This window comes from Bifidobacterium canis (assembly GCF_009727065.1).
GTDB lineage: Bacteria > Actinomycetota > Actinomycetes > Actinomycetales > Bifidobacteriaceae > Bifidobacterium > Bifidobacterium canis.
Window position 1 is genome coordinate 39,612 of the sequence record NZ_WNLP01000005.1, and the last position, 12,621, is coordinate 52,232.

Genomic DNA, 12,621 nt, shown 5'->3' on the forward strand with positions numbered 1-12,621 from the left:
CGCCGATGTTGTGTAAATATGCAGCGAGCTCAGTTGGCGGAGGGGTTCTTGCGGGAGACGATATACCAGCCGAGGATGGCGAACGGTATCGCGGCGAGCGTGTACATCCACGTGGTCATCACGCCGGCGTGCGCGTCGATGTGGTCGATCACCATGCCGCCGAGCAGCGAGCCGAGCGCGGCGCCGATCTGACCGGCGGTGGTGAGCCACGACAATCCTTCGGTCAGCTGGTGTTCGGGCACGACTTCGCGCACGATCAGGTTGCCGGTGGCGAACAGCGGCGAAACGACCAAGCCGGCGAGCAATTCGACGGCACCGAGCACGAAATACCAGTCCATCGTCACGCGCATCAGAGCGAAGCCGACGACGAGAATGCTCAGGCAGATCAACATGCGGCGCCAATGCGAGCCGCGATGCTGGCGGGAGCCGAAATACAGCGCGCCGATGCACGAGCCGATCGCGATCATCGCCAGCTGCAGGCCGAGGAACTTGTCGAGATGATCGGCTTCCATCGCGGCGGTCATCGACACGTCGAAGGTCGTGAAGCTCATGTTGAAGCAGATGAACGAAAGCATAAGCGGCAGAATGCCGGCGCACAGCAACACATTGCGCTGCTTGGCGGGCGTGCGGAATCCGCCAATCCCTGATGCTTGCGCTCGACACCGGCTTTCTGCCCGGCTTTCGTCGTACCGTCTTCATTGCGAGCGAAGCCGTCGCGCGCCATCAGCACGTCTTCGTCATCGCTGGCAACCGCAACGGTTTGCACGGTCTGCAACACCGGCGGCTGCGTGCTTTTGAGCGAGAAGAATATCGTGCCACCGATCGCGCAGGCCGCGGTGGGCACGAACAGCTGCGAAACCGGGTGCACCGAAGTGGCGAGCGTGGCGGCGAGAATCGGGCCGAAGATGAACACGATCTCGTCGATGGCCGACTCCAGCGCATACGCCGTGTTGAGCAGATCCATGTTGCCAGTGCGTTCGAGCAGATACGTCCAGCGAGTGCGCACGAGCGCGCCGAACGAGAACTGCGTGGCACCCATCAGCACGGCGAGCACGAACAGCAGCGGAATCGGCACGCGCGCCAACGCCGCGAATGCGAATCCGAGCATGATGATCACCTGGATCGTCAGAGCCACGCGACCCACGCGGTATTGCCCGAAGCGGTCGAACAGCCTCGCATAGAACGGTGTGACGGCGGCTACCGCGAAAATATAGGCGGCGCTCATCGCGCCGGCGATAGTCCAATTGTTGTAGAGGTGGTTCAACGCGAGCACGATGCCCAGGCTCATCATCGACATCGGCAGGCGTGCGAGCGCAGCCGACGCGCAGAATGCCTTCGCGCCCGGCAAACGGAACATGCGCGCGTACGGAGAGCCACCCTTCTTCTTCGGTTGCTGAGTGCGAGCCGAGGTGTTGGAGGGTTGCGGACTCATTTGGCCGGCGTCTCCTGCACTGCAGCCGGCACATCGCCTCGATAGACGAACATGTCGTAGTTGAGACGGTAGATCTGATCGTCGTCTTCGGGGTGATCGGCGTGCAGGCGTTCCGCCACGCGTTTGAGTCCGTGGTATTCGTAATACATGTAGTCGCAGGTCGTGTCGGTGTGCAGGAAGAACGAGTGTACGCCTTCCTTGCGCAGCTCGTGCATGAGCGCCTTCCACAGTTTGCCGCCCACGCCCATGCCCTGCGTGGCGGGATTCACCATGTAGAGCAGCAGTTCGGCCTGCGTGTTCCTCTCGACCTCGCTGTCTCGTTCCATCTGCTGTTCGCCCTCGTGGAACGGGCCGTCGTAGAAATCGACGCGAGTTTGCCCATCGGGTCTTCGCTGATGAACTGCGCGGTTTCGCGAGCCATGTCGGAGGCTTCGGGGAACAGCAGGCGCTGGCCTTCGACGCGCGCGAACGTCGTGCCCGCGAACGTGCCATCCGCGGTGAACGCCATGTTCGCGAACGTGGCGCGAGACATGTAGCCGAGCGTCAAATATTTCGCCATCTCCAAGCCCATCGGCGTGTGCTTGAGCGGCTCTTCCTGCGGCCAGATCTCGTTGAACACGCGAGACAGCTCGGGCAGGTCGTTCAACGTGGCCTGACGGAACGTGAGTTGAGATGCCGACGCTTGCGTGGTGCCGAGCGCATCATTCATTCGTAACACTCCTTGCTCTATGTGCTGTGTGTTGCCGTATGCGCCCGCCCGCATAGTGCGGCTGCCGAGGAGTCGACGCGCGAAGCGGCGGTGACGTGCGTTTCCCCGTCACCGAACATCCGCGTCGCGCGCAATGAGCGATGCGAGATCCGTGATCTGCGCTGTTTCTTGCACTGGAAGCGTTCGACTCGACTCGGCGCCAATACCTGTTCGATATTATCTACCAGTGTAGATTCCACCAGATTCGCACGTATTGTCGAATTGCGTGGATCTTCAGTCGTTGTCGGAGGATTCCGGCACTCCCCTGCGCATTTCGTCGATGATCTCTCGCTCGGTTTTGCGCGGCGCGACGATCAGCGCCTGCTGTGGCTCCGGCTCGCTCACATAGAACAGCGCGGCGTCGATGCGTTCCATCGGCACGCCCGTCTGTTTCGACCAGAAATACCGATACATGTCGAGCTGTGCGAGCTTGTCTGCACGTTGCTTGGCGTTGTGTGGCCGCGCACCGGTTTTCCAGTCGATCACCGTGTAGGCGATGTTTCCGTCGGCTGGATCGATGCCTCCGTAGAACACCGCGTCGAGCTTCGCGTCGACGCGTTTGCCGATTCCGGTGACGAACGTCGACACCGCTTGTTCGACTGCCGCCGGCTCGCGATTCGGCCACGCGGATTCGAGGAATCGTTGCTGCCAGACTGTCAGATTGCTCGGCTTGCCGTCGTGTTCGGCCTCTTTGCTGGCTTGTTCTCGCACGCGCTGTGCCATCGCTGTGCGGCTCACCGTGGATTCCGGATCTCGCTCCGCTTGCAGGTAGCGCTGCGCCCACTCGTGGAACCGCGTGCCCGCCTGCGCTTCGACCGAACTGATCTGCGGCACTGGGCGGATGATTTCCAATGCGAATTCGGTGGCGTTCTCGCCTTTCGACGCGTTGCGCTGCAAGCCGGTGGTGGTCAGGCGAGCGTTGGCATCGAGCAGACGTTGCCCGCGTTTTCTCACAGCCGCTTCGATCTGCTGAGGCGTCATGTCTTCTCGGATCAGCGTCTCGTTCTCGGCGACGAGTAGGCGCGCACGCTGCAGCAACGACGATTGTGCGGCGCGCGGCGCTTCGTGCCGTGGCTCGGCTGTGTCGCCGCTCGCCGTTAGGCGTTTCAGCACGTTGCTGACACCCTTGTTCAACGCGGAGCGCACGTCGTCGCTCAGTTTTCCCGGCCATGGCAGATCAGCCGTTCCGCTGATCTCCTCGACCGGTTCGTTCCATGCCGCGTCGACTATATTCGCTTTGAATTCGTCGGCATGTTCCCCGATGATCACGCCTTCCGGAGTTTTCTCTCCGCGCGCACGCAACGACAGCGCCGCGTCAGTGTCTACCGCGGCGTTTTCTTGATGCTGTGACGGCTGATTGTCGAAGGATTGCAAAATGATGCGCTGCGAGAATTCCTCGGAGCTCTCTGATTCCGCGTCACTGGACTTCACTGGCAATGTGCAGAGCGCATCGTTCAATTCCACCCAGAAATTCGACGCGTTCTTCGGCCAACCGGTTTCCGGCGTGATGCGGCTCAATGTGGGGCGCCTACTGTAGGTGACGAGTGCATCGTGCTTGGCGCGCGTCAACGCCACATACATCAGGCGACGCTCATCGGCGTGCAGGGCACGGCCACGCTCCTCGCGTTGCGAGAGCGCCCAATCCTTGCGTTCACCCGGATCCATCGATTCGATGCCGAAATTGCGCAGTTCCTCACGGATCTGGCCGAATGCCTCGTCTTCCAACCCCAGCACATCGTCAATGCCTTGCAATGCGGCGATCGGCGTGCTGGGCTGGCTCGTTTCATCGGAATCCGGATTGTCCGTTGGCTGCCAGTTGGGGAATTTCGGCAGAATGTTCGCGTCCACTCGAATCGGCACAGGCACGGCCTGGGGTTGTTCCAGCCAACTGTGCGCACTTTCGCGGTACAGCGGCGGTTCCCAATCCGAGGTAGAGCCCTGCGCCTCGCCGGTGCTGATGCTCAGGTAGTCTCCCTGGTTCGACGGGAAGTCGCGCTCCTCGACGCCCACCACTGCCACGGCATCCCATTCCAAACCCTTGGATTGGTGCACCGTCATCAGAATGACGTCGGCAGGCTCATCGCTCATATCCATGCTCACTTCAGGCATGTCTTTGCTGCTCGCGCCACCGATGTAGGCCAAATATCCTCGTAACGTCGGGTGTTGCTGTTGTGCGATCTCACTCACATAGGTGTTCACCGTTTCAAGCAGCGCGTCGATAGGGGCATGGGCAACATCCTGCGGCACGGAACGCGCATCGGCAAGACTGCCGGCGAGCAGCATGTCGACGTCGAGGTTCAGGGCCTCCACTGCGGTGCGGATCACTTGGGCGATCGGCTGATACATCGCATCCTGCACCTGATGCATCGCCGTCACCGCCTGCCGCACACCGAGCAGACCTTCCTCACTCAAATGGGCCTGTTGCAGCTGGTCTTCCACGTCATCGCGCAGCAGCATGTCGATCAAATACACCATGTTCGGCGCATTCTGCGCATATTTGCGGATAAGTGGCACGCGTTCCTTCACCGGGGTGTTCTCGTCGGCGAGACCGGCTTCGACGAGCGCACGAAACCGGTATTCGGCGTTGAGGGCGTTCGCCCTGTCGCTCAACCGTTTGAGGTCGGCAGCACCCAGCGCGTATCGTGGCGTGGCAAGCAATCGCAGCAACGATTCCGAATCGCGGTGGTCGCTCACCACACGCAGCAACGACAACGTGTCTTGAATCTCCGGCCGGTCGAGCAAGGCAGACAAACCGACCGTTTGCACGCGCAGATACCGGCCGTTAGCCAACTCCACCTGCTTGAGTGCATCCTCATAGGCGGCCATTGCGGTTTTCCCACGGAACAGCACAGCTACGTGTGGATCCTGCCGGCCAGCGGCATCATGAGCACCGTAGCGTTCCACGCTGTGTTTCACGAATCGGCATACGGCGTCGATCTCCTGACCGCGCGTCTGGAACCCGAGCACACCCAGCGTGCCCTCATCCACACCGCCTTCGATGTTGCGCAGCTCCTCCACCCGCACTTCGCGCGCATTGGCACTGCTGGAACGTTTCTCTATGCGACGCAGCACTTTCGTGAGATTATTCGCCGCTTGCAGCACGATTCTTGAATTGCGGCGCGTACGCGTGATCGACATCGGCTCAGTGTTTTCGGCATATGGAAGTCGTCTATGAACATGCGGAATGCGCCTGGGCTAGCGCCTCGCCACGCGTAAATCGACTGGTAGGGGTCACCGACGGCGCTCACCGCTGCCGCATGATCTCCCTGTTGCGCGGGATCCGCATAGAACAGTGCGGATAATAATGCAGACTGCGTGGTAGACGTGTCTTGGAACTCGTCGAGCAGCACATGCGTGTATTGACGACGGTAGCGTGCGCCGATCGACGGGAAACGCGACACCAATTGGTAGGCGGCGATCACAAAATCGCTGTATTCGGCCATGTGCCGACGTTTTTCTCAGCCGCATACATGCGCACCAGTGAGAGCAGCAGATCGCGTTTCATGGCCACCATGTAGAGCTGGCTTGCACAACTGATCGCATCCAGTTGCATCGCCTCTTCGAGATTGGCTGCGTCTTCGGCGGTTTCCTGATAGGTTTCCCCTTTCTTCTCCTTGCGCATACGCTTGGTGTTCACCGCTCGTGCCGCCTTCGACGTGCTTGCGCCGGGATCCCCGGGATCGGCGCGCAGCACTTCCTCCTCACTGACGTTCAGCAGTTCGAGGATGCGCGCGCGGAACGCGAGATCCCATTCGTGAACGCGGTCGATGGCCTCTTCGAACGTGGTGCAACCGTCACCGATCATCGAATTCGCGATGTTGTTCGACAGCGCATACACGTTGTTGACTATCGAGTTGAACGATCCGGCGTCGAATCCGGCGCGCATGATGTCGTCGATGTGAGCGCCCACTACGGCGGTGATGATCTGCCGGGCACCCACTTCGCTCAATGGCTGGGTTTGCTGGTCGAAGCCGACGAGCAGACCGTATTGGCGCACGATCGATTGGAAGAACGCGTCGTATGTGCGCACGTCCGGTTTCATGAACGCGACGCGGCGCATATGTTCGGCGTCGCCCGGGTTGGAGCGCATGCGCTCGCGCGCGTCGTCGATAACCGCTTGCGAGACGCGCGACAACAGTTCGCCCGCCGCCTTTTTCGTGAAGGTGAGGCCGAGAATATGCTCCGGCGGCACGCCTTCGTGGATCAGTTGAACCACGCGCTCGGTCATCGTGAATGTTTTGCCCGACCCCGCGCCGGCGACGACGATCACGTTGGCGTCGGAGGGCGCCTCGATGATCTTACGCTGCTCGTCACTCGGCGTCTTCTTCTCGCTCATTGCATCCCCCTGTTCCGCTCTGTATATGTTTCCGTATGCGTATTCACTGCGCTTGTTCCGCTGTGCCAAGTTGCGTTTCGAACACGGTGGCCATCTCCTCGGCGCAGGCGGGCAGATCGGCCCATGCGTGCAATGCTGCATGTGCGCGGCCGTGGGATGCGCGATGATGGTTTGCGCGCGCGACGCCGCAGCCGCATAGAACACACGCGAGATCATCGACAACGCCCACAATGTCATCTCGTTGCTCGAGGCGAGCAGATGCTGCCACACCTCGTCGCGCACGCCTTCCGGAGTTTCCTGCGGCACGTTTGACGCGTCGAACAGTTTCTCCAGTTTCCGCACTGACGGTCTCGCGATGAACGGCATGCGGGTTATCGCACCGTCGACGATCAGCGCCGGCTGGTGGTACGATTCGACTCGCGTTCGCGTTCCCGCCGGCGCTGCCTGATCTTTCACATAGAACAGACCGGAACGGCTGATGCCCGGGATTGAGCTGACGATATTGTTCGGCTCGCGGTCAGTATTGAAGGCGACACCCAGCTGGTAGCAGACGAGCTGCAAATCATTGAACTGCTCGCCCATCTTGTGTGAATAGCCGGTTTTATAGTCGATGATGCGCCATGCCGTGCCGCCTTCAGGCATTGCGCGTTCTTCGATGCGGTCGATGCTGCCCGTCAGCTGGATGATCTGATCGTCGGCCAGGTCGAGCGGCCACCCTTGCATCAGTGTGCCGAGTATCGCGCGCATCTCGTCGACGCTCACCTTGTATTCGTCTGCCTCACCGCGATTGTATGCGTCGGTGATATCCGCCAGCGTGAACCGCCCACGGAACGTCTGCTCGGCAAACGACTGCTGTAGCTCACACGAGTCGTCTCCCAAGTATCCGGGTTCGTTCGAATACACGAAATAATGTGCGACGTGGAGCAGCATGCTCTGAGCTTCGGCGTCGCGCTGATAGGCCTGATAGCGTTCGGAGGCGTCTTGGATGCTCTGCGGGTCCATGCGGTTGGGCGCATAGTATTCGTTGAACATCTTCAACGTGAGCACCCGCACCACTTCGTCGCACCATTCGCCTGTATGCTCGCCGCTCTCCGGCAATGGGAAGAATCCCTCATACACGCTTGGCAGATCCCAATGATGCGCAGTGGCATATTGGGCTGCCCCGTGCACGAGCGTGCCGAAGTTCTGCGCTACGCCGCTCGGTGTTGGACCGCTGAATTCTCGTTCCATGCGCGAGCAGACGGCGCACGCCCACAGGTTATCGACTTGGGAGGGCAGCAGGTTGATCACCTGCTGGCGATTCTGCGCGAACGGGTCTGCCGGCTGTGTGTGAGCTGCCGCAATTGCGGACTGTGAACTGTGCGCTCGGTGATGTTGAACGCTGGCAGCGCTTCTCTTGCTCGCACTGGCAACGCTCGCAGAGCCTGGTGCGTCCTGCATGAACGGCCAATTGCGCGGATCGGCTTGGGCGATGCCATGTGAAGCGAGTTCGGAAAGCGCCGCCACCGCATCATTGAACTCTCCGCTGGTTTCGCTGGCATGCATGAGCGTCATGCGCGCGAGTGCGATCACACCGCGAATGCTGGCGTCAAGTGACTCGTCGCCATACAGATATCGGCGTTCGGTTCCATCACTGTCAGCTGTTTGTTCAACGCTCTGTTGCGTGCGGTCGAAGTATTCGGGCAGGTAGGCGTAGAGGAAGTCAGATGGCGTCATATCGTCGTTGACGCTGGCACTGACGAACACCTGCCCACTGGCACGGGTCAACGCCACCAGCCAGCTTTTCTGCTCGTTGGCAAGCACTTGTTCCAGTTGACGGTTGCCTTGGCGGTCTTCCTCTTCACGCGCCACACCGTGCATGATCAGATCGATGAGGTCTTCACCGCCGAACATCGTGTTGCGTGCCGCCAGATTCGGCCATACGCCCTGCTGCACCGATGGAATCCACACCTGCTTCCATGCTCGACCGCTTGTGCCTGCCGGGGTGGTTAACGTCACGGCTTGATCCACCGGCGCGGTTTTTGCCAACGAGTCGGCTTCGATCTGCAGTTGGCGCACCTGATCTATGAACGCGTTGATCGTGGGGGCATTCTCTTCGGATTGCGTGTAGGACTGCGCATAGCCGAACAATCGCATCGCCACGTCAAGACGATCGTTGGCGGCCCTGCCCGCAGGGGAATCGAAAATGGCTTCGGCACGCCATGCCGGTGCGACGTTGGTCGCCTGCCATGCCGCGTCCAATGCGAATTGCGGTGCTTGCGACGGCAGCGTGCGCAAGGAGGCGGCGAGCGCGCCCACCACCTGCCAGAGTCTGATGAACCCTTGCGTGTCGTCGTCAGCCGTCCCACACAGGTGTTCGAGCACCGTCAGCAGCGTGTCATCGTCACCCTGGGCGAGCAGCAGATACAGCGCATCCGTGCCGAACGGCAGGTCGTCGCCGGTTTTCTCCGTGTCGTCGAGCAGCGAATCGTCGATGACGATTGCGGACTCCCGCTCACGTTCGGCATGCGCCTTACGTACGGCGTCCGCCAAGGCGTTCCACTGGCGTTCCAGATCGGCGAGCGCGCTCGTCTGATCGGTCGCCGCATCGTCGGTGCCGTTACCGGTATCGACGTCGAAATGCATTGTGAACCCCGAGGATTCCTCTGCTGTTTCTGCTGGCTCCGGCGGCTGTTCGACGTCTGTTTTCGTGACTTTCGCCAATGCTTCCAGCGACAGCATGGCCGCGTTCACCGTGTCAAGGCGCAACGGGCGGGTCGGCTTGTGCTTATGCTTCACCTGCTGCGTGAGGTTCATACTGGGCGTGTTCGCCGGGTCGATGAGCAAGCTGTCCGCTATCTGCTGCACGCGTGAACGCACGTATTTCGCGGCGCTCGCCAACGTCATCGAACGGGTTTCCAGCCGTGCGTTGCGCAACTGTGCGAGTTCGATCAGCGCGAAGAGTCCGCGCACGAATGGTTCGTCGGCCAACGCTCTGGTCACTGACGAGTAGCGAACCGGAATGTTGTTGCTGCGCAGCGCTTCGCCGAATCGCCGCACGTCGGCGTTGTCGTGGCAGATAACCGCCATGTCGTTCCAATTCGTGGCGTCATCATCGAGATAGTTGGTGGTGATCTGCCACACGATGTCGTCGAGTTCGGCGGTGGCATTGCGGTACAGCCGGCCTTGCAGCGAACCGTCGTGGATTCGTGCGTCGTCTGCCTCCAATGGTTGCAATGACGCCGACCCCGCCACCGCGGGCAGTTTGCCGGGGCGGTTCGGCAGCGCCTCGTCACTGTGCTCGGGCGTGGCGATCGACAGGCTCACGCGTGAGGCCACGATGTCGCGATACGTGACCGGATCGGGCGTGGGCGCCGGCAAGCGCAGTTGCGTGGCGGCGAACACGCCGTTCGGGTCGAGGAAGCGTTCGAACAGGTATTCGGGGTATGAGCCGCGGAAGCTTTGCAACGCCTCATCAGGGTTGCCGATCAGCAGCAATCGCGCTCCACGTGCACGCAACGCGGAGAGGAACGCCAAGCCGGATAGCGTGAGATCTTGCACATCGTCCACGATCAGCACTGTTGGCAGATCGTCGTCGCCGTCACCGTCACGCAGCGCGTGCATGGCCGCGAGCGGCAGATATGAGGGGTCGAGACGGTATTCGCCGTGGTAGCGTTCGCCGATCAGATCGATGTATTCGTGCCGCAACGCCAAGGCGAGGCGCCACTGCAACGAGAGCCGCACTCCCGCAGGCCCTTCGGATTCAACCTGCGTGCATGCCACGCGGCGAATCCAATCCACCGCATCGCCTTGTTCGTCTAGATTGCCGTTCAACCGCAGCAACGCGCCGATCTCGTCGAGTCTGGCGAGCATGTCGCGCGCCTGAGCCACAAAATCCGCGTTCACATTCGCCGCGATATTCTCCACGTTCCAATCCGCGTCTGCATCACTGGCCGCATCGAGCACGATCGTCGCCCAATCCAGCGGGCGTTGATTCTCCTGCCCGTTCAACTCAGCCGCCTTCACGTCTGCGGGCGTGGCAGCGTCTTCGAAATATGCAGCCAGTAATCGGCAGGTCTCGCAGGAGCCGGATTCGCCTTCACGCCAATGCTTCACATGCACTGCGATCACATGATGCAGCAGCGCGTCTTGCTCGGCACCGTTGATGAGACGCGGATGGCTGCGCCCTGCGCGCTCACGAGCGTCATCGAGAATCTGGAAGGCGAGCGCGTTCAGCGTGGTCGCCGGTCTCATGCGCGTGCTTGAACCGAGCGTGCGAATAATCTCGTCGGAATACACGTCGGCGACGCGTCTGTTCGGCACGATCATCACGGCAGCCGTCTCACCGAGCCGTTGCATCGCCCGTAACGTCGAATGCACGGCGAGCGTGGTCTTACCCGAACGCGGAGCCCCCGAAACCAGCAGCGTCGCCGGTTCGCCGGCGTCGAGCATGCCGTCCACAGCGGCGCACACTGCGGTGTCGGCAATGTGCGCAGCGTCAATATTGTGGGCACTGCCAGCAGTGCGCGCAGTAAGCATATCCCCCATGTTCGCCCGTCCTCCTCGCCGAAATCAACAACGCAGCCAAGTCTACGTTCGCGCTGTGAGGCAGTCAACATGCCGGAGGTTCGCGAAAAATTTTTCCAGTATCGTTGGCACAACCTTGCACGGAAAGGAGGCTGGGCATGACGAACGTTTCACCGCCGCACATCGACGGCTACCACCATCTGCGCACGCTCGGCCGCGGATCCACCGCAACCGTGCACCTCTACCGGCAGGAAGGCACTGGCAGGCACGTCGCCGTCAAAGTCAGTGCTGGGCCCGCCGATTCCGCCACGGTCAACGCGTTCCGCGCCGAAGCGAACGCGATGACCAGACTCTCCGGCCACCCGTACGTTCTCGCCACCTATGGCATGGGCGTGAGCGACGACGGCCGCGACTACATCATGCTCGAATACGCGCCCGGAGGCACGCTCAGCAACGCGTTGCGCACGCGCACGCTCGATGTGCAGGAGATGCTTGCACTCGGCGTCAAATTGGCCAGCGCGCTCGCCACCGCGCATCGTGCGGGCATTGTGCACCGCGATATCAAAACCAGCAATGTGCTGTTCACCGCACGCAATGCGCCGGCGCTCGCGGACTTCGGCGTTGCCGCCGGCGCGTATGACCACATGAGCACCGGCTATTCGCTGCCATGGGCGTCGCCTGAGACGCTGCGCAGCGAGGGCGGAGGCAGCGAGCAGGCAGACGTCTATTCGCTGGCTGCGGTGCTGTATGCCTCGCTCGTGGGCATGTCGCCGTTTGAATACGGGTATCACCCGCGCACTGCGCAGCAGTTAACTGACAGCATCCTGCTGAAACCGTTGCCGCCGATCGCGCGAGCCGATGTACCGCGGAGCGTGTATCTCATATTGGCTGCGGCGATGAACCGTGACGCTGACCTGCGTCCGTCCGCATTCGCGTTCGCGCGCGAACTGCAGCGCGCGCAAATCGAATTGTATGGGAGCGTCACGCCGCTTCGCGTGGATGACGCCGACCCGTATCCGGCGAATATTTCGCGCATACGGCGAGAACGTCAAGCAGTGCTTGCACGCAACGCAGTCGGCGAGAGGAATCGGCGACATACCCGCTCCGGCAAACAGGGCAAACGTACGCTGGCAGTGCTCGCAATGATTGCGGCACCGGCTGTTCTCGTTGTGCTGTTCGCAGCGTGCATCGTGCCGAATGCCGACTCCGCGCATTCGGGCACGTCTATCGTCACCGATTCATTGCCCATGCCAACCGACCGGAGCATGGAAGATTCACTCACTGACGCTGGCGCTGTGCCGCCTGTGCAACGGCTGGCCGGCACGTATGTGAGCGCTACGACCGTGCGCTTCACTTGGACGAATCCGAGCCCGCGAAACGGCGACGCATACATGTGGTCGTTGGAATCGGACTCGTCCGCGCATACCACGCACGCCACTGAACTGACAGTGCACGCGGGCAATGACGCCCGCACGTGCATTCAGGTGAGCATTGTGCGCGTTGACCGCACGGTGTCGGAACCGTCTAGTGCGTGCGCCGTTCCATAACACATTCACGTTGACGCCGTTGCCATAACGGTGTTGACACGAAATAAGGAGG

Annotated in this window: 7 protein-coding genes and 1 pseudogene; 1 reads left to right on the top strand and 7 read right to left on the bottom strand. The window is 61.2% G+C overall.

Annotation, left to right across the window (positions count from 1 at the left end):
• Window positions 1-29: 29 nt before the first annotated feature.
• From GSD1FS_RS10285 to GSD1FS_RS05575, 7 genes and pseudogenes are all read right to left on the bottom strand, one after another.
• Window positions 30-1,432, bottom strand: a pseudogene (locus GSD1FS_RS10285) (MFS transporter).
• Window positions 1,429-1,758 carry a GNAT family N-acetyltransferase gene (locus GSD1FS_RS09810; protein WP_246165885.1) on the bottom strand — a complete coding sequence of 110 codons (330 nt, stop codon included), beginning with the start codon at window positions 1,756-1,758 and terminating at the stop codon, window positions 1,429-1,431. Before GSD1FS_RS09810 ends, GSD1FS_RS10285 begins: the two are co-directional and overlap by 4 nt.
• Window positions 1,698-2,141, bottom strand: a complete 444-nt coding sequence (locus GSD1FS_RS09815) for a hypothetical protein (protein ID WP_246165886.1) — start codon at window positions 2,139-2,141, stop codon at window positions 1,698-1,700. The genes GSD1FS_RS09810 and GSD1FS_RS09815 overlap by 61 nt, the downstream gene beginning before the upstream one ends.
• Window positions 2,142-2,158: 17 nt before the next feature.
• Window positions 2,159-2,380 carry a hypothetical protein gene (locus GSD1FS_RS09510; RefSeq protein ID WP_196425038.1) on the bottom strand — a complete coding sequence of 74 codons (222 nt, stop codon included), beginning with the start codon at window positions 2,378-2,380 and terminating at the stop codon, window positions 2,159-2,161.
• A 34-nt stretch (window positions 2,381-2,414) separates the two neighbouring features.
• Window positions 2,415-5,318 (bottom strand): 3'-5' exonuclease, encoded by a 2,904-nt coding sequence (locus GSD1FS_RS05570; RefSeq protein ID WP_246165888.1) that lies wholly within the window; start codon window positions 5,316-5,318, stop codon window positions 2,415-2,417.
• A complete protein-coding gene (locus GSD1FS_RS09820; RefSeq protein ID WP_246165891.1) occupies window positions 5,237-5,623 on the bottom strand; it encodes a UvrD-helicase domain-containing protein in 387 nt (128 codons plus the stop codon). The genes GSD1FS_RS05570 and GSD1FS_RS09820 overlap by 82 nt, the downstream gene beginning before the upstream one ends.
• Entirely contained in the window at window positions 5,599-11,043 is a 5,445-nt protein-coding gene (locus GSD1FS_RS05575) for a UvrD-helicase domain-containing protein (RefSeq protein ID WP_246165894.1), read from the bottom strand. The genes GSD1FS_RS09820 and GSD1FS_RS05575 overlap by 25 nt, the downstream gene beginning before the upstream one ends.
• A 137-nt stretch (window positions 11,044-11,180) precedes the next feature.
• Here GSD1FS_RS05575 and GSD1FS_RS05580 point away from each other — a divergent pair, with 137 nt between their 5' ends.
• On the top strand, window positions 11,181-12,569 hold the full coding sequence (locus tag GSD1FS_RS05580) for a serine/threonine-protein kinase (RefSeq protein ID WP_155588760.1): 1,389 nt from the start codon (window positions 11,181-11,183) through the stop codon (window positions 12,567-12,569).
• Window positions 12,570-12,621: the final 52 nt, after the last annotated feature.